Source organism: Pseudomonas sp. WS 5532, assembly GCF_012985445.1.
Taxonomy (GTDB): domain Bacteria; phylum Pseudomonadota; class Gammaproteobacteria; order Pseudomonadales; family Pseudomonadaceae; genus Aquipseudomonas; species Aquipseudomonas edaphica.
On the sequence record NZ_JAAQWK010000002.1, the window covers coordinates 388,541 to 406,791 of the forward strand.

An 18,251-nucleotide genomic window follows, 5' to 3' on the forward strand; every position below is an offset into this window, starting at 1 on the left:
ACCTCGGGATTCGTGTGGTCGCCCGGCTAAACGCTGGGTTAGACTCCTTGGCCCTGCCCAACCCGCCCAGTGATGCTTTCCGATGCTTGAACAGTACGTCAAAAAGATCCTCACCTCGCGCGTTTACGACGTTGCCGTAGAAACCCCCTTGCAGACCGCGCGCCAGCTCTCCGAGCGGCTGGGCAACAAGGTCTGGCTCAAGCGTGAAGACTTGCAGCCGGTGTTCTCGTTCAAGATTCGCGGTGCCTACAACAAGCTGACCCAACTGAGCGCCGAAGAACGCGCGCGCGGCGTGGTCACCGCTTCGGCGGGCAACCACGCCCAGGGCCTGGCCCTGGCGGCCAAGGTGCTGGGGGTGAAAGCCACCATCGTGATGCCCAAGACCACGCCGGAGATCAAGGTCGAAGGCGTGCGCTCGCGTGGCGGCAAAGTGGTGCTGCACGGTGATTCCTTTCCGGAAGCCCTGGCCTACTCGCTGAAACTGGTCGACGAAAAAGGCTACGTTTACATTCACCCTTACGATGATCCACACACCATTGCCGGGCAGGGCACCGTGGCGATGGAGATTCTGCGCCAGCACCCTGGGCCTTTGGACGCGATTTTTGTACCCGTGGGCGGCGGCGGGCTGATCGCCGGGATTGCGGCGTATGTGAAATACCTGCGCCCGGAAATCAAGATCATCGGCGTCGAGCCGGATGACTCCAACTGCCTGCAAGCCGCCATGGCCGCAGGCGAGCGCGTGGTGCTGCCAACGGTCGGCATCTTTGCTGATGGCGTGGCGGTGGCGCAGATCGGCCAGCACACCTTTGATATCTGCAAAGACTATGTAGACGAAGTGATCACCGTCAGCACCGACGAAATCTGCGCGGCCATCAAGGACATCTACGACGACACCCGCTCCATCACCGAGCCTGCGGGTGCGCTGGGCGTGGCGGGTATCAAGAAATACGTGGAGACCCGTGGCGTGACCGGGCAGACCCTGGTGGCCATCGACTCCGGCGCCAACGTCAACTTCGACCGCCTGCGCCATGTGGCCGAGCGCGCCGAGCTGGGTGAAGGCCGCGAAGCCATCATCGCCGTGACCATCCCCGAGCAACCGGGCAGCTTCAAGGCGTTCTGCGAGGCCGTGGGCAAGCGCCAGATCACCGAATTCAACTACCGCTACCACTCCGGCCGCGAGGCGCACATCTTCGTGGGTGTGCAGACTCACCCGGAAAACGACCCGCGCAGCGCGTTGATCGCCAGCCTCACAAGCCAGGGTTTCCCGGTGCTGGACCTGACCGAAAACGAGCTGGCCAAGTTGCACATTCGCCATATGGTGGGTGGCCATGCAGCCAAAGTCAGCGACGAGCTGGTGTTTCGCTTCGAGTTCCCCGAGCGTCCGGGCGCGTTGTTCAACTTTCTTAACAAATTAGGCGGGCGCTGGAACATCTCGATGTTCCACTATCGCAACCACGGCGCAGCCGACGGCCGTGTGGTCGCAGGCCTGCAAGTGCCGACAGACGAGCGCCACCTGGTGCCGGCCGCGTTGGCAGAAATCGGCTACCCGTATTGGGATGAAAGCGAAAACCCGGCTTACCAGCTGTTCCTCGGTTGAGCGACTACGCTGACTGGGCGGCCTTTTAAGGAATCAAGACCATGGAAACGCTGACCACCCTCAAGGTTATTCACATCACCGCCACCGTGTTGCTGTTGCTCAGCGGCCTCGGGCTGGCGGTACTGGCCTGGCGCAAACGCAGCGCCGGCCCGACGGTTACCGTGCAACGCCCCTGGGCGTTCGTGTGGTTGCTGATGGGGGTGTGCGTGGTGAGCATGCCGTTCACCGGCTGGTGGCTGGTGCATTTGCTCGGCTGGCCGCTGGGGCAAACCTGGATTTTGGGCTCCAGCATTCTCTACACCGTGGCGGCGCTGGCGTGGTTCTGGCTGGTGGCGCGGCTTAATCGCCTGCGATTGGGCGGTGGCGGCAACCTGAATTTCACCCTGGTGCTGGCGGTGGTCAGCCTGGTGGGGTTTGTAGCGATTGCCGGGTTGATGGGCGCCAAGCCGGTTTAACCGCATGAATATTCTGCTTGTCGGCGCCACCGGCTTTGTCGGTGGCCACTTGCTGCGTGCCCTGCAGCAGGCTGGGCACAGTGTGATCGCGACGTGTCGCAAGCCTCGAAGTCAGGGCTGGCCAGGGGTGCAATGGCAGGCGCTGGATTTGGGCCGGTTGGCTGCCGACCCAGGTTGCTGGGTGTTTCCTGAGTCGGTCGATTTAGTCATCAATGCGGCGGGGTTGTTGAGCGTGGATGCGGCCGAGCTGAGCCGCGTCCAGGATCAGGGCGCCCGCGCGCTGTTTGATCTGGCCGCCCATCACGGTGTGCGAGTGTTGCAGATCTCTGCCCTCGGCGCCTCAGCGCAATCGGATGTGCCATTTCTTGCCAGCAAAGGCGCTGCTGACGACTATCTGCTGAGCCTTGGCGTACCCGCCGTGGTGCTGCGGCCTTCGCTGGTGGTGGGCGAGGGGGGCGCCAGCAGTGCCTGGTTGGCGGGGCTGTCGCCCTGGCCGCTGATTCCATTGCTGGACCTCAACGCTCAACTGCAGCCGGTGCATATCGACGACCTGGTCGGCGCGGTGCTGGCCGTGTTGCGCCAGTGGCCTGCCGAATCATTGGTACTGCCGTTGGTGGGGCCAGCACCGATGCGGCTCGCTCAAGTCATTGATCACCTGCGCGTCGCTCAAGGCTGGCGCGCAGGCCGATACCTGCAAGCGCCATTGCTGGGGTTGGGCGGCTGGCTGGGTGATCGCCTGGGCTGGCGCGCCTTGAACTCACAAAGCATTGCCCTGGCTCAGCGGGATAACGTCGCCGACCCCGAGGTGCTGGCGTCGGTCTGCGGCTACACCGCCGCGCCGTTAGCCTCACGCCTGCAAGGCTGGCCCACGGCGGCCCAAAGCAGCCAGCGCACCATTCGCCCGCTGATGCTGGCGGTATTGGTGCTGATCTGGCTGGGGACGGCGGCGGTTTGCGTTGGGCCGGGTTACGCCTGGGGCCTGCGCATCATGGCCGAGGCCGGTGTGCAGGGCACTTGGGCGACAGTGGCCGTGATCGCCGGGGCGGTGTGTGATGGCCTGTTGGGCCTGGGGTTGCTGGTTGCGCGCTGGCGCAGGTCGGCGCTGATCCTGCAATTACTGTTGATGGGCGGCTATACCGTGATTATCAGCATAGTCCTGCCCCATTACTGGTTTGATCCTTACGCGGCGGTCGCCAAAAATCTGGTACTCATGGTGGCGACCCTTTGGCTCCTCTGGACTGAACCTTCTCTGGACTGAACCTTTTTCGACCGAGCCCCGCCGATGAACGCTTACCTGCTGTTGAAAACCCTGCATATCCTGTCCTCGACCATCCTGTTTGGCCTGGGTGCGGGCTCGGCGTATTACGCCTTGCGCGCCTGGCGCAGCGGCAAGGTGGAAGTGATCGCGGTCACCTTCAAACACTTGGTGTTCGCGGATTGGGCATTTACCACGACCACGGCGGTTTTTCAGCCGTTGAGTGGCATCGGCTTGATGTACTTGGCGGGCTGGTCGATGCAGCAGAGCTGGTTGCAGTGGACGTTCGCGTTGTATGTGCTGGCGGGTGTCTGCTGGCTGCCGGTGGTGTGGCTGCAGATTCGTGTGCACAAGATGGCGGAGCAGGCGCTGCGCGATGGCACGGCGATGCCGATCAAGGCCGCGACCTATATGCGCTGGTGGTTTGGCCTGGGCTGGCCGGCGTTTCTGGCGTTTCTGGTGATTTTCTATTTGATGGTGGCCAAGCCGGTTTAGGGCTTGGGACCGAGCCGGCTTCATCGCAGGCAAGCCAGCTCCCACATTTTGATCTGTGAATACATCTAAAGTGTGGGAGCTGGCTTGCCTGCGATAGCGTCATCAGCTACGCAGGGTAATCACCGGCCAGCCACGCTTCTCGGCTTCGGCACGCAAATTCGGGTCCGGGTCCACCGCCACCGCATGCGCTACCTGCTCCAGCAACGGCAAATCATTCATCGAATCGCTATAGAAGTAGCTGTCTTCCAGGCTGTACCCGGTTTCTTCCAGCCAACGATTCAAGCGCGTCACTTTGCCTTCACGGAAGCACGGGATATCCGTGCTGCGCCCGGTATATCGGCCGTTTTCCATCTCGCATTCAGTGGCGATCAAGGTTTCAACCCCCAGCAGCTCGGCGATCGGCGCGGTCACGAAGCGGTTGGTGGCGGTGATGATCACCAGCTTGTCGCCAGCGGCGCGGTGTTTGGCCAGCAGTTCCAGGGCGAGCGGCAGCATCAGTGGGGCGATGCAGTCGCGCATGAAGTCGCGGTGCCATTCGTCCAACTGGGCCATCTCGGTGCGGCCAAGGATTTCCAGGCTGAAGTTCAGGTAGGCGGCGTTATCCAGCTTGCCGGCCAGGTAATCCTGGTAAAACTCGTCGTTGCGGGCTTTGTAGGCCACCGGGTCAAGAATCCCACGCTCACAGAGGTAATCGCCCCACGCGTGATCGCTGTCACCGCCGAGAAGCGTGTTGTCCAAGTCGAATAAAGCCAGGCGCATTGCAGTTACTCGCTGAAAAGTCTGTAAAAAGGCGTCCAGAATACGGTCTTTTCACAAGAGTGCACATAAGGTAAGAAGCCTCGTTGCCGCTGGAACAACCTTTGTGGAACAATGCGGCGACATGCGTTTGCGAGGTTGTTGCCGTGATCGACCCCGATGGTTTCCGTCCTAATGTCGGGATTATTCTTACGAATGATGCCGGACAGGTGCTATGGGCTCGCCGAATCAACCAAGATGCCTGGCAGTTTCCTCAAGGCGGAATCAACCCCGACGAGACCCCTGAAGACGCCTTGTACCGTGAGTTGAATGAAGAAGTCGGCCTTGAGCGCGAAGATGTGCAAATTCTGGCCTGTACCCGTGGCTGGTTGCGCTATCGTTTGCCGCAACGCCTGGTGCGTACCCACAGCCAACCGCTGTGCATCGGCCAGAAGCAGAAATGGTTTCTTTTGCGCCTGATCTCCAACGAGCAGCGGGTGCGAATGGATTTGACCGGTAAACCGGAGTTCGATGGCTGGCGCTGGGTCAGCTATTGGTACCCGTTGGGCCAGGTGGTGACATTCAAGCGCGAGGTTTATCGTCGCGCTCTCAAAGAGCTTGCCCCGCGCCTTTTAGCGCGCGACTGACGACGGAGTTCGACCCCGAGCCATGCTCAATACGCTGCGCAAGATCGTCCAGGAAGTTAACTCCGCCAAGGATCTCAAGGCGGCGTTGGGGATTATTGTGTTGCGCGTCAAGGAAGCCATGGGCAGCCAGGTCTGCTCGGTTTACCTGCTGGACCCAGAGACCAACCGTTTTGTGCTGATGGCCACCGAGGGCTTGAACAAGCGCTCGATCGGCAAGGTCAGCATGGCGCCCAATGAAGGTCTGGTGGGCCTGGTGGGGACGCGTGAAGAACCCCTGAACCTTGAAAACGCGGCCGATCACCCGCGTTATCGCTACTTTGCCGAAACCGGCGAAGAGCGCTACGCCTCGTTCCTCGGCGCACCGATCATTCACCACCGCCGCGTTGTCGGCGTGTTGGTCATCCAGCAAAAAGAACGCCGCCAGTTCGATGAAGGCGAAGAAGCCTTCCTCGTGACCATGAGCGCGCAGCTCGCCGGGGTTATTGCCCATGCTGAGGCGACGGGTTCGATTCGTGGTCTGGGCCGTCAGGGCAAGGGCATCCAGGAAGCCAAGTTCGTCGGCGTGCCAGGTTCGCCGGGCGCTGCGGTCGGTACGGCCGTGGTCATGCTGCCGCCAGCCGACCTGGATGTGGTGCCGGACAAGACCGTCGATGACATCGACGCTGAAATCAAACTGTTCAAGACTGCCCTGGAAGGCGTGCGCGCCGACATGCGCAACCTGTCGACCAAGCTGGCCACGCAACTGCGCCCCGAAGAGCGCGCGCTGTTCGACGTGTACCAGATGATGCTCGACGACGCGTCCCTGGGTAACGAAGTCAAAACCGTGATCAAGACCGGCCAGTGGGCCCAGGGCGCGTTGCGCCAGGTGGTCACCGATCACGTCAACCGTTTCGAACTGATGGACGACGCCTACCTGCGTGAGCGCGCCTCGGATGTGCGCGACCTCGGCCGCCGTCTGCTGGCCTACTTGCAGGAAGACCGCACCACCAACCTGGTCTACCCCGACAACACCATCCTGATCAGTGAAGAACTGACCGCCACCATGCTCGGCGAAGTACCAGAGGGCAAGTTGGTGGGTTTGGTGTCGGTACTGGGTTCGGGTAACTCCCACGTCGCGATCCTGGCTCGGGCCATGGGTATTCCGACGGTAATGGGCCTGGTGGACCTGCCGTATTCCAAGGTCGACGGCATCGACATGATCGTCGACGGCCATCGTGGCGAAGTCTTTACCAACCCCAGCGAGCTGCTGCGCAAGCAATACGCCGAGGTGGTGGAAGAAGAGAAGCAACTGGCGCTGGGCCTCGATTCGCTGCGCGAGCTGCCATGCGTCACCCTCGATGGCCACCGTGTGCCGCTGCTGGTCAACACCGGCTTGCTGGCCGATGTGGCCCGAGCGCAACAGCGCGGCGCTGAAGGTGTGGGGCTGTACCGCACCGAAGTGCCGTTCATGATCAACCAACGTTTCCCGAGTGAGAAGGAGCAGCTGGCGATTTATCGCGAGCAACTGTCCGCCTTCCACCCGTTGCCGGTGACGATGCGCAGCCTGGACATCGGCGGCGACAAGTCACTGTCGTATTTCCCGATCAAGGAAGACAACCCCTTCCTTGGCTGGCGCGGTATTCGTGTAACCCTCGACCACCCTGAAATTTTCCTCGTCCAGACCCGCGCCATGCTCAAGGCCAGCGAAGGCCTGAACAACCTGCGTATCCTGCTGCCGATGATCTCCGGCACGCACGAGCTGGAAGAAGCGCTGCACCTGATCCACCGCGCCTGGGGCGAAGTACGCGACGAAGGCGCCGACGTGCCGATGCCACCGATTGGCGTGATGATCGAAATTCCGGCGGCGGTGTACCAGGCCAAAGAACTGGCGCGGCAAGTGGACTTCCTCTCGGTCGGCTCCAACGACCTGACCCAGTACCTGCTGGCCGTGGACCGCAACAACCCACGGGTGGCCGACCTCTACGATTACCTGCACCCGGCAGTGCTGCAAGCCCTGCAGCATGTGGTGCGCGACGCCCATGCCGAAGGCAAGCCGGTGAGCATCTGCGGTGAAATGGCCGGCGACCCGGCGGCAGCGGTGCTGTTGATGGCAATGGGCTTTGATAGCCTGTCGATGAACGCCACCAACTTGCCGAAGGTGAAGTGGATGTTGCGTCAGGTTGAGCTGAGCATGGCCAAGGACCTGCTGGCCGAGTTGATGACCATCGACAACCCGCAAGTTATCCACAGCTCGCTGCAACTGGCGCTGAAGAACCTGGGGCTGACGCGAATGATCAACCCGGCTTCTGCAAAAACCCTCTAGACCGCTATCGCAGGCAAGCCAGCTCCCACATTTGACTGTGTTCACAGTTCAAAATGTGGGAGCTGGCTTGCCTGCGATGACGGCAGCCCAAGCGCCATCAAATGTTCAGTTCGACCTCTCCCAGCCGCCCACCCAGTGGCCCAAAGCTGCGCTCCACCATCTGCCGCGTCCCATCGGCATTCACAATCAACGCCGTACTCGCCCGCGTCCCATAACTGGGGCTGGCGATAAACACGCTGGAGAGCAGGCTTTCGGTCGCCAAGCCCACGCCGGTGTCCGGCAAGTCGGCAAATGGTGCGGTCTGCGGGTCGCTCAAGATTTCCAGCAAGGCCTGCGGCTGTGGGTGTTCCAGCAATTCACCCAACGCCGCCCTGGCCTTGAGCAATTTGGGCCAGGGCGTATTCAGGCCGGCATTCGACAGGCCATAAACCCCAGCCTCCAACCGCGTCGGCTCGGTCTCATTGGCGTTGTAATGCCACAGCTCATCCCGCGTGCCTACCAGCAGGTTAAAACCGGAGTATTCAATCGAACGGCCGTTAACATCGGCCAAATATTCGTCAATTGGCAGCGATCCACTGAGAAATCGCGCCACCAACTCCCCTCGGGACTTACGTGCAGGCGGCTGGTGCGGGTCGCGAATATTGGTCAGGGCAGCAAACCGCCCCTCGGCGTTCACCCCAAGCCAGGTGCCACCGGCTTCCTGGTCGCGACCAGCGTAGACATGTGGCGCATCCGGCCACTGAGCCAGCGGCAGGCTGGGGCGGGCGTAGAACTCATCACGGTTGGCCGCGACGATCAGCGGCTGGGCGTGGCCCGGCCGCCAGGCGAAAACAATCAGGCACATAAGGCGTTCCCTTTGTGTTTTGTTCACTCTACCCATACAGCGGATGGCTATCCATCGTATCGAAGTTGGGCCGAGCGCCTTCCATCCGTTAACATGCCGGGCTATTGGGCGTGTCTAACCTTCTTAATTTGAAATTGCGGCTGTAACGCAGGCTTAATCCCACACCGGCATGGTCCGGTGCGCCATGACTAATGATTTAACGAGGAGTCGCAATGCTGCCTTACCCGCAGATCAACCCGGTGGCCGTGGCCATCGGTCCGCTGCAAATCCATTGGTACGGGTTGATGTACCTGATCGGCATCGGCGGTGCCTGGCTGCTGGCTTCCCGGCGCCTGAACCGTTTCGACCCGACCTGGACCAAGGAGAAGCTCTCCGACATGGTGTTCTGGATGTCGATGGGCGTGATCGTCGGCGGACGCCTGGGGTATGTGCTGTTCTACGATCTTCCGGCCTATATCGCCAACCCGACGCTGATTTTCGAAGTGTGGAAGGGCGGCATGGCGTTCCACGGTGGCTTTGTCGGCGTGATGATTGCCGCATGGTGGTTCGGCCGCCGCAACGGCAAGTCGTTCTTCCAACTGATGGACTTCGTCGCACCGTTCGTGCCGATTGGCCTGGGTGCCGGGCGTATCGGTAACTTCATCAATGCCGAGTTGTGGGGCAAGCCGACCGACGTGCCGTGGGCCATGGTGTTCCCACCCTTCAGCGACCCGGCGCAACTGCCACGCCACCCGTCGCAGCTCTACCAGTTCGCTCTGGAAGGTGTGGCACTGTTCCTGATTCTTTATATCTTCTCGCGCAAGCCACGCCCAACCATGGCGGTTTCCGGCATGTTTGCGTTGTTCTACGGGATCTTCCGCTTCATCGTCGAGTTCGTCCGCGTGCCGGATGCACAGCTGGGCTACCTGGCGTGGGGCTGGTTGACCATGGGGCAAATTCTCAGCATGCCGATGATCCTGGCGGGCCTGGGCCTGCTGTGGTGGGCTTACAATCGCCCGCAAGGCATCAAGAACGCCGCGCTTTAAATTCGAATGCCGAGGCTTTTGCGAGCCTCGGCTTCTTTGATACGGGTAAAAACATGAAGCAATATCTCGAACTACTGAACGACGTCGTGACCAATGGATTGACCAAGGGCGATCGCACCGGCACCGGCACCAAAGCCGTGTTTGCCCGTCAGTATCGGCATAACTTGGCCGACGGCTTCCCGCTGCTGACCACCAAGAAGCTTCATTTCAAAAGCATCGCCAACGAATTGATCTGGATGTTGAGCGGCAATACCAACATCCAGTGGCTGAACGAAAACGGCGTGAAAATCTGGGACGAATGGGCCACCGAAGACGGCGACCTCGGCCCGGTGTACGGCGAGCAGTGGACCGCCTGGCCAACCAAGGACGGCGGCACCATCAACCAGATCGACTACATGGTCGACACGTTGAAGAACAACCCCAACAGCCGTCGCATCCTGTTCCACGGCTGGAACGTCGAATACCTGCCGGACGAAACCAAGAGCCCGCAGGAAAACGCGCGCAACGGCAAGCAAGCCCTGCCGCCGTGCCACCTGCTGTACCAGGCGTTTGTGCATGACGGCCATCTGTCGATGCAGTTGTACATCCGCAGCTCCGACGTATTCCTCGGCCTGCCGTACAACACCGCCGCGCTGGCGTTGCTGACCCATATGCTGGCCCAGCAATGCGACCTGATCCCGCACGAGATCATCGTCACCACCGGCGACACCCATGCCTATAGCAACCATATGGAACAGATCCGTACGCAGCTGGCGCGCACGCCGAAGAAGCTGCCGGAACTGGTAATCAAGCGTAAGCCGGCGTCGATTTACGACTACAAGTTCGAAGATTTCGAGATTGTGGGCTACGACGCCGATCCGAGCATCAAGGCTGACGTCGCCATCTAAAGACCGCCTCGGTCAAAAATGTGGCAACTGGCTTATGTGGGAGCTGGCTTGCCTGCGATAGCGAAGTATCAGGCGATACAAATGCCTCTGATCCACCGCTATCGCAGGCAAGCCAGCTCCCACAGTTGTTTTGTATACACCTTAATGCCCGTGGCTTCTGCCCACATGCGAAGGCTCAGCCTCGCTGGCCGCCACACTGCCGCTGACCTCCAGCCGCTGCAAAATCCCGCACTGGTCCAGATCCGGCCCACCGCCGCAGCGTTGGCGCAGGTCGAGCAATTGCGCCTGCAACGCCAACAGCCCATCGATCCGCGCTTTCACATGGTGGATATGCTCGTCGATCAACGCATTCACACTCTCGCACTGGTCCTGCGGGCTGTCGCGCAGCCCCAGCAGGCTGCGGATTTCTTCAAGCGTCATGTCCAGGCTGCGGCAGTTGCGGATAAAGATCAGCCGCTCGGTGTGCGCCTGGGTGTACACGCGATAATTGGCATCGGTGCGCGCCGGGGGCGGCAGCAGGCCTTCTTTTTCGTAATAACGGATGGTTTCCACCTGACAATCGGTCAGTTTGGCCAATTCACCGATCTTCATCGCAGCAATCTCCAAATGGGTGCTTGACCCTATAGTGGCTACAGGGTCTTTACTTGGCAACAGGCACCTTTACGGACGCGACAGAATGAGCGATTCCATCCACACCCCGAAAAAACATGATCACAAGCACGACCATGATCATGACCATAGCCACGAACATAGCCACGACCACGGCGCCACGCTGACCCCGGTCAAAAAACATGAGCATGGCAGCCATGGCGATTCCTGCTGTTCCAGCAAGGTAGCGCCTGCTGTGGTTACGCTCAGCGAAGCGCCGACGGCCGGCTCGCGCCTGAGCACTTTCCGCATCGAAGCCATGGACTGCCCCACCGAACAGACGCTGATCCAGAACAAACTGGGCAAGCTTGCCGGTGTGCAGCAGCTGGAATTCAACCTGATCAACCGCATCCTCGGCGTCACCCATGACCTGCCGAGCACTGCGCCGATCATCGCGGCGATCAAATCCATCGGCATGCAAGCCGACCCTATCGAAGAGGGGACACCTGCTGCCGCGCCGCCTGCCAAGAAACATTGGTGGCCGTTGGCGGTGTCGGGCGTAGGTGCATTGGGCGCCGAAGTGTTGCATTTCACGGGCGTGGCACCGACCTGGGTAATTGCCTTGGTGGCGCTGGTATCGATCCTCAGCGGCGGCCTCACCACCTATAAAAAGGGCTGGATCGCCCTGAAAAACCTCAACCTGAACATCAACGCGCTGATGAGTATCGCGGTAACTGGTGCGATCCTGATCGGCCAGTGGCCGGAAGCGGCCATGGTGATGTTCCTGTTTACGGTGGCCGAGTTGATCGAAGCCAAGTCTCTGGACCGTGCGCGTAATGCCATCAGCGGCCTGATGCAAATGACGCCGGAACAGGCCACGGTGCAGCAGGCCGATGGTTCGTGGCTTGAACAGGAGGTAAAAAGTATTGAATTGGGCGCGATCGTGCGGGTAAAACCCGGCGAACGCATAGGCCTGGACGGTGAAGTTACTGCCGGCCAATCCACCATCGATCAGGCGCCGATCACCGGCGAAAGCCTGCCGATTGAAAAAACCGTAGGCGATAAGGTCTTCGCCGGCACCATCAACCAGGCCGGTTCCCTTGAGTACAAGGTCACCGCAGCGGCGAACAATTCGACCCTGGCGCGCATCATTCACGCGGTGGAACAGGCCCAGGGCGCACGGGCGCCGACCCAGCGCTTTGTCGACAGCTTCTCGAAGGTCTACACCCCGGCAGTCTTCCTGTTTGCCTTGGGCGTGGCGATTATCCCACCGTTGTTCATGGCCGGCGTGTGGTTCGACTGGATCTACCGCGCCCTCGTATTGCTGGTGGTCGCGTGCCCATGCGCCCTGGTGATTTCCACCCCGGTGACCATCGTCAGCGGCCTGGCGGCTGCGGCGCGCAAAGGCATCCTGATCAAGGGCGGCGTGTACCTGGAGGGTGGTTACAAGCTCGACTACCTGGCCCTCGACAAGACCGGCACCATCACCCACGGTAAACCGGTGCAAACCGATTACCTGGCGCTGTTCCCCAACGTCGAAGACAGCGCACCCGCCTTGGCGGCCAGCCTGGCCGGGCGCTCCGACCACCCGGTGTCGCTGGCCATCGCCAAGGCAGCTGTGGATAAAAACTTGCCAAGCCACGTTGTGGATAACTTCGAGGCCTTGCCAGGTCGCGGTGTGCGTGGCGACATCAACGGCGAAACCTACCACTTGGGCAACCACCGTCTGGTGGAAGACCTGGGCCTGTGCTCGCCGGCGCTGGAAGAAAAGCTGTTCGCCCTGGAAAAACAAGGCAAGTCCGTGGTGTTGCTGCTCGACAAGTCCGGCCCGCTGGCGTTGTTCGCCGTGGCTGACACGGTAAAAGACAGCAGCCGCGAAGCCATCCAGCAACTGCACGCGCTGGGCATCAAGACCCTGATGCTCACCGGCGACAACACCCACACCGCCCAGGCGATTGCGGCGCAGGTTGGCATCGATCAGGCCCAGGGCGATCTGTTGCCCACCGACAAGCTGCAAGCCATTGAAACCCTCTACGGCCAAGGCCGCCGGGTAGGCATGGTCGGCGACGGCATCAACGACGCCCCGGCCCTGGCCCGCGCCGAAATCGGCTTTGCCATGGCCGCAGCCGGCACTGACACGGCAATCGAGACTGCCGACGTGGCGCTGATGGACGATGATCTGCGCAAGATTCCGGCATTCATTCGTCTGTCGCGGCAAACGTCGAGTATCCTCAAGCAGAACATCGCCCTGGCGTTGGTGATCAAGGCGATCTTCCTGGCAGTCACCTTCCTGGGCATGGCGACCATGTGGATGGCGGTGTTCGCGGACATGGGCGTGAGCCTGCTGGTGGTATTCAACGGTCTGCGCCTGTTGCGCAAATAGAGGATGAGAGGGCGGTGTGCTGAGTGCTGAGTTAAAGGCGTTTTTTATGGTCGCCCGCCTGGGCAGCATTACCCAGGCGGCGAAAAAACTCGGCTTGAGCCAGCCCACCGTCACCACCCAGATTCGCAACCTGGAAAGCCAATACGGCGTTGAACTGTTCTACCGCGGCGGGCGGCGCCTCACCGTCAGTGACGACGGCGCGCGCCTGCTGCCGATGGTCAAGGCGCTGTTGCAGCAAGAGGCCGATATCGAGTTTTTCCTGCGCAATACTGGCCAGGTCCAGGGCGCTTTGAGGATTGCCGCCACGGCGCCGTATTACATCCTCGATCTGGTCAAAGCCTTTCGCGAACGCCTGCCCCATGTGGACGTCTCGGTGGAAATCGGCAATTCCCAACAAGTGCTCGAAGCACTGGACGATTACCGCGTCGATGTCGCGGCCTCCTCGCAACTGCTCGAAGACCCACGCCTGATCCGCCGCGTGCTGGGCACCGACCCGCTGGTACTGGCGGTGCATCGCAATCATCCCCTGGCCAAGCTTGAACATGTGCCACTGAGTGCGCTGGCCGGGCATACGCTGCTGATGCGCGAAGCCGGTTCCACCACGCGGCGGTTGACTGAAGAGATGTTGCAGGGCGCCGGCGTGAGTTACGGGCCGTTGCTGGAAATCGGCAGCCGTGAGTCGATTCGCGAGGCGGTGCTGCGCAACATCGGCATCAGCATCATTGCCCGCCAGGAAGTGCCCCATGACCCACAACTGCGGGTGCTGACCATCGAGAATGCACCGCAGATTCCCGAGTATTTGTACTGCCTCAAAGAGCGCAAAGGCGCGCGGTTGCCGGCGGCGTTTCTGGGGTTGGCGCAGGAAATGTCGCCGCTCTGATCGTTCCCACGCTCCGCGTGGGAATGCCGCCCTGGACGCTCCGCGTCTGCGCTTGAATGTCGTGACGCGGAGCGTCACAAGATGCATTCCCACGCAGAGCGTGGGAACGATCGCCTTACACCCAAATCCACCAATACCACTATCACTGCCTTTTGCCTTTCTGCCACAAGAGGGACGCATTGCCCGCCTAGCATGGCCTTCATCAGTTTGATGAGGTGCCTTGCATGAACACAGCCCTGACCCAACCCGGTGCGCCAATGAAGGTGCGCGGTATCCAGAAACGCTTCGGCGCATTCACCGCGCTGGACAACGTGTCCCTGGAGGTCGCGGCCGGCGAGCTGGTGTGCCTGCTAGGCCCGTCCGGCTGCGGCAAAACCACCTTGCTGCGCTGTATCGCCGGCCTGGAGCGCCAGGACAGCGGTGAGCTTTACCTGGGCAAACGCGATGTTTCCTTGCTACCGCCGCAGGCGCGGGACTACGGCATTCTGTTCCAGTCTTACGCGCTGTTTCCCAACCTGACCGTCGAAGCGAACATCGGCTACGGCCTCACCGGCAGTGGTCGCGACGAAGTGCGCAAGCGCGTCGGGCAGATGCTCGAACTGGTCGGCCTGGTCGGCAGTGAAAAAAAGTACCCCGGCCAACTCTCCGGCGGCCAACAACAGCGCGTGGCCCTGGCCCGTGCCCTGGCGCCGGCGCCGTCATTGCTGTTGCTGGACGAACCCATGTCGGCCCTCGACGCCCGCGTGCGTGAGCATCTGTGTACCGAGCTGCGCCAATTGCAACGGCGCCTGGGCATCACCACGCTGATGGTCACCCACAACCAGGACGAGGCCATGCTGATGGCCGACCGTATTGCCGTGATGAACAACGGCAAGGTCGAGCAGTACGCCACGCCCCAGGAAATCTACGACCGCCCGGCCACGCCGTTTGTGGCGGAATTTGTCGGCCAGGGCAACTGGCTGCCGTTCAGCCGCAGCAGCGACAGTCATGCCCAAGTCGGCGGCCTGCACATGCGCCTGGATGACAGCGCCAGCAAAGCCAAGTCCGGCCGCTTGTTCTGCCGCCCGGAAGCCATCAGCGTCAACCCGCTGGTGCATGAAGAAAACCTGTTCCCGGCCAAGGTCCGCGAGATCACTTTCCTCGGCAACCGCTGCCGCATGAGCTTTGAGCTGGAGCAATTGCCTGGCCACCCGCTGTTGGCCGAACTGGCCCCCGAAGCCATGCCGCGCCTGGGCGCGCAGGATATCTGGGTGGCTTTGCCGCCGCGCAGCCTGCAGGTGTTTGCCTGAGATGGCTGCCGATATGAGTCTGCCGATACCCGACCACGTGGCTCGCCATGTTTCCCGCGCTGAGCTTGGCGACCGCATTTTTGTGGTCGGCGGCAAACTGCTTTGGTTACTCCTGTTGGGCATTGCGGTGTTGTTGCCGTTGCTGGCGATCTTCTGGCGCGGCTTCAGCAGCGAAGCCGGGCAGGGCGGCGGGCTGGTCGCGGCGCGGGAGCTGGTAACCAGCGCCAACTTTCATTGGTTGTTGGGCAATAGCCTGAAAGTGTCCCTCAGTGTGGCGGCCATCGTCGTACCGCTGGCCTACCTGTTTGCCTACGCACTGCAACGCACGCTGATTCCCGGCAAGCCGATCTGGCGCGGCCTGTCGCTGCTGCCATTGATGGCCCCGTCGATGTTGCCGGGTATTGCGCTGGTCTATCTGTTCGGCAACCAGGGCATGTTGCGTGGTTTGCTCTCGGACAATATCTACGGCTTCTGGGGCATTGTGCTGGGTGAAGTGATCTACACCTTCCCACATGCCCTGATGATTCTGCTGTCGGCGCTGTCCCTGGCGGATGCGCGCCTGTTCGATGCCGCCTCCAGCATGGGCGCCAGCCCGGCCCGAGCGTTTCGCAGCATTACCTGGCCGGCCACGCGTCAGGCGGTATTCGCGGCGTTTTGCCTGGTGTTCACCCTGACCATCACCGACTTCGGCGTGCCCGTGGTGGTGGGTGGCGATTATCAGGTGTTGGCGCTGGAAGCCTACAAGGCGGTGGTCGGCCAGCAACAGTTCGGTCGCGGCGCCTTGATCGGCATGGTGTTGCTGCTGCCGGCGCTGTTCAGCTTTGCTGTGGATGCCTGGCTGCGCCGTCGTCATGGCGACGCCATGAGCGGCCGCGCCCAAGTGTTCCAGCCGGCGCCGTCGCGCTTAAGAGATGGCTGCTACCTGGCGATTGTGTTGTTGATCTGCGCCGTGTTGCTGCTGGTGTTCGGCATGGCGGTGTACTCCTCGCTGGTGAAGTTCTGGCCCTACAACCTGTCTTTGTCGCTCAATCACTACCAGTTTGAAGACACGGCCGGCGGCGGCTGGCTGGCCTATCGCAACAGCCTGACCATGGCCCTGTGCACCGCGCTGATCGGCAGTGTGCTGATCTTCACCGGCGCCTACCTGATGGAGAAGACCAAGGGCCAGAAAGGCCTGAACCTGGCGCTGCGCATGCTCAGCTTTGTGCCGATGGCTGTGCCGGGCTTGGTGCTGGGCCTGGGTTACGTGTTCTTCTTCAACCTCAACGGCAACCCGCTGCATGTGTTCTACGGCACCATGACGTTGCTGGTGGTGTGCACCATTGCGCACTACCTGACCACCGCGCAAATGACTGCAACCACCGCGCTGCGCCAGTTGGATGCCGAGTTCGAAGCTGCCGCGCTGTCCCTCAAGGCGCCGCTGTACCGCCACTATCTGCGTGTCACCGTGCCGATCTGCCTGCCCGCGCTGCTGGATATCGTGCGCTACCTGTTTGTGTCGGCGATGACCACCGTGTCCGCCGCGATCTTCCTCTACAGCCCCGACACCATCCTCGCCGCCGTCGCCGTGTTGAACATGGACGACGCCGGCAATGTGGGCGGCGCTGCGGCCATGTCGACCCTGATCCTGTTCACGTCGGCCGGCGTCTCGCTGCTGCTGGCGTGGGCCTCACGTGGCGCTTTACGCCGCTCTCAAGCCTGGCGCCAAACCGCGCCCGGCCAATAAAAGTCCCTGAAGGAGGTGCTCCATGTTCAAGCCCTTGGCCCTGGCCGCTGCTCTACTCAGCGCATTCAGCCTGAATGCCTTTGCCGCCAAAACCGAGTTGACGGTGTACACGGCCCTCGAAGCCGAGCAGTTGAAGACCTACAAACAGGCCTTCGAAAAAGCCAACCCGGATATCGATATCAAGTGGGTGCGCGACTCCACCGGCATCATCACTGCCAAACTGCTGGCCGAAAAAGCCCGCCCGCAGGCGGATGTGGTGTGGGGGCTGGCTGCCTCCAGCCTGGCGATTCTCGATCAGCAAGGCATGCTGGATAGCTACGCGCCCAAGGACTTGGACAAGATCGGCAAAAACTACCGTGACGCCGCCAACCCACCGGCCTGGGTCGGCATGGACGTGTGGGCTGCGACCATCTGCTTCAACACTGTCGAAGCCGAGAAACAAGGCCTGACCAAGCCGGTGAGCTGGCAAGACCTGACCAAGCCTGAGTACAAGGGCAAGATCGTGATGCCCAACCCGGCGTCGTCCGGCACCGGTTTCCTGGATGTGAGCGCCTGGCTGCAGACCTTCGGCGAGAAGCAGGGCTGGCAGTACATGGACGACCTGCACCAGAACATCGGCCAGTACGTTCACTCCGGCTCCAAGCCGTGCAAGCTGGCGGCTTCCGGGGAATTCCCGATTGGTATTTCGTTTGAGTACCCGGCCGTGCAGCTCAAACGCCAAGGCGCGCCGCTGGACATTATCTTGCCCAAAGAAGGCTTGGGCTGGGACATCGAAGCGACTGCCGTGATCAAGGGCACTGCTCACGCCGATGCGGCCAAAAAACTTGCCGACTTCTCCGCCAGCCCCGCTGCGATGGAGCTGTACAAGGACAACTTTGCCGTCCTCGCCCAGCCGGGTATCGCCAAGCCGCAGACCGAATTGCCGGCTGATTACGAACAACGCTTGATCAAGAACGACTTCGCCTGGGCCTCGAAAAACCGCGACAGCATCCTGACCGAATGGCGCAAGCGTTATGACGGAAAGTCGGAGAAGCAGTAACTGATCATCGTTCCCACGCTCCGCGTGGGAATGCTGCCCTGGACGCTCCGCGTCCGCTCTTGGAAGTCGTGACGCAAAGCGTCACTGGATGCATTCCCACGCAG

16 protein-coding genes are annotated in these 18,251 nt (G+C 61.3%); 13 read left to right on the forward strand and 3 right to left on the reverse strand.

The genetic code is table 11. From position 1 onward, the window contains the following. Nucleotides 1-82: 82 nt before the first annotated feature. Genes ilvA through HBO23_RS05400 form a run of 4 tightly spaced genes read left to right on the forward strand, consistent with a single transcriptional unit; the run spans nt 83 to nt 3,802 of the window. Nucleotides 83-1,597, forward strand: coding sequence for a threonine ammonia-lyase, biosynthetic (gene ilvA, locus HBO23_RS05385; protein WP_017139505.1), 1,515 nt, complete (start codon nt 83-85; stop codon nt 1,595-1,597). Nucleotides 1,598-1,638: 41 nt separating this feature from the next. After that, a complete protein-coding gene (locus tag HBO23_RS05390) occupies nt 1,639-2,052 on the forward strand; it encodes a DUF2269 family protein (RefSeq protein ID WP_170036778.1) in 414 nt (137 codons plus the stop codon). A gap of 4 nt (nt 2,053-2,056) precedes the next feature. Beyond that, nucleotides 2,057-3,310 carry an SDR family oxidoreductase gene (locus HBO23_RS05395; RefSeq protein ID WP_170036780.1) on the forward strand — a complete coding sequence of 418 codons (1,254 nt, stop codon included), beginning with the start codon at nt 2,057-2,059 and terminating at the stop codon, nt 3,308-3,310. Between the two features lie 24 nt (nt 3,311-3,334). Next, a complete protein-coding gene (locus tag HBO23_RS05400; protein ID WP_017139502.1) occupies nt 3,335-3,802 on the forward strand; it encodes a DUF2269 domain-containing protein in 468 nt (155 codons plus the stop codon). A gap of 102 nt (nt 3,803-3,904) precedes the next feature. Here the strand turns inward: HBO23_RS05400 and HBO23_RS05405 are convergent, their stop codons facing one another. Further along, the gene (locus tag HBO23_RS05405; protein ID WP_017139501.1) at nt 3,905-4,561 is read right to left on the reverse strand and encodes an HAD family hydrolase; all 657 of its coding nucleotides are present in this window, start codon (nt 4,559-4,561) and stop codon (nt 3,905-3,907) included. A gap of 143 nt (nt 4,562-4,704) precedes the next feature. Here HBO23_RS05405 and HBO23_RS05410 point away from each other — a divergent pair, with 143 nt between their 5' ends. Together HBO23_RS05410 and ptsP are read left to right on the forward strand one after the other, a co-directional pair. Next, on the forward strand, nt 4,705-5,184 hold the full coding sequence (locus HBO23_RS05410) for an RNA pyrophosphohydrolase (protein ID WP_003176750.1): 480 nt from the start codon (nt 4,705-4,707) through the stop codon (nt 5,182-5,184). A 22-nt stretch (nt 5,185-5,206) separates the two neighbouring features. Continuing rightward, nucleotides 5,207-7,486, forward strand: coding sequence for a phosphoenolpyruvate--protein phosphotransferase (gene ptsP, locus HBO23_RS05415; RefSeq protein ID WP_017139499.1), 2,280 nt, complete (start codon nt 5,207-5,209; stop codon nt 7,484-7,486). 97 nt (nt 7,487-7,583) lie between these two features. Here ptsP and HBO23_RS05420 read toward each other — a convergent pair whose 3' ends face one another. Continuing rightward, nucleotides 7,584-8,330 (reverse strand): NRDE family protein, encoded by a 747-nt coding sequence (locus HBO23_RS05420; RefSeq protein WP_170036782.1) that lies wholly within the window; start codon nt 8,328-8,330, stop codon nt 7,584-7,586. A 212-nt stretch (nt 8,331-8,542) separates the two neighbouring features. On the opposite strand from HBO23_RS05420, the gene lgt reads away from it, so the two are divergent. Together lgt and HBO23_RS05430 are read left to right on the forward strand one after the other, a co-directional pair. Continuing rightward, nucleotides 8,543-9,355 carry a prolipoprotein diacylglyceryl transferase gene (gene lgt, locus HBO23_RS05425; RefSeq protein ID WP_056857664.1) on the forward strand — a complete coding sequence of 271 codons (813 nt, stop codon included), beginning with the start codon at nt 8,543-8,545 and terminating at the stop codon, nt 9,353-9,355. Between the two features lie 53 nt (nt 9,356-9,408). After that, the gene (locus HBO23_RS05430) at nt 9,409-10,242 is read left to right on the forward strand and encodes a thymidylate synthase (RefSeq protein ID WP_138452860.1); all 834 of its coding nucleotides are present in this window, start codon (nt 9,409-9,411) and stop codon (nt 10,240-10,242) included. A 141-nt stretch (nt 10,243-10,383) separates the two neighbouring features. On the opposite strand, the gene cadR is transcribed toward HBO23_RS05430, so the two are convergent. After that, nucleotides 10,384-10,833 (reverse strand): Cd(II)/Pb(II)-responsive transcriptional regulator, encoded by a 450-nt coding sequence (cadR, locus tag HBO23_RS05435; protein ID WP_017139495.1) that lies wholly within the window; start codon nt 10,831-10,833, stop codon nt 10,384-10,386. Nucleotides 10,834-10,918: 85 nt separating this feature from the next. On the opposite strand from cadR, the gene HBO23_RS05440 reads away from it, so the two are divergent. The 5 genes from HBO23_RS05440 (at nt 10,919) to HBO23_RS05460 (ending at nt 18,147) form a co-directional block, all read left to right on the forward strand. Beyond that, entirely contained in the window at nt 10,919-13,213 is a 2,295-nt protein-coding gene (locus HBO23_RS05440) for a heavy metal translocating P-type ATPase (protein ID WP_138450121.1), read from the forward strand. 16 nt (nt 13,214-13,229) lie between these two features. After that, on the forward strand, nt 13,230-14,093 hold the full coding sequence (locus tag HBO23_RS05445) for a LysR family transcriptional regulator (protein ID WP_017139493.1): 864 nt from the start codon (nt 13,230-13,232) through the stop codon (nt 14,091-14,093). Nucleotides 14,094-14,317: 224 nt separating this feature from the next. Further along, the gene (locus HBO23_RS05450; RefSeq protein ID WP_170036784.1) at nt 14,318-15,382 is read left to right on the forward strand and encodes a putative 2-aminoethylphosphonate ABC transporter ATP-binding protein; all 1,065 of its coding nucleotides are present in this window, start codon (nt 14,318-14,320) and stop codon (nt 15,380-15,382) included. Nucleotide 15,383: 1 nt separating this feature from the next. After that, nucleotides 15,384-17,108 carry a putative 2-aminoethylphosphonate ABC transporter permease subunit gene (locus tag HBO23_RS05455; protein WP_170036786.1) on the forward strand — a complete coding sequence of 575 codons (1,725 nt, stop codon included), beginning with the start codon at nt 15,384-15,386 and terminating at the stop codon, nt 17,106-17,108. 22 nt (nt 17,109-17,130) lie between these two features. Then, entirely contained in the window at nt 17,131-18,147 is a 1,017-nt protein-coding gene (locus tag HBO23_RS05460) for a putative 2-aminoethylphosphonate ABC transporter substrate-binding protein (protein WP_017139490.1), read from the forward strand. Nucleotides 18,148-18,251: the final 104 nt, after the last annotated feature.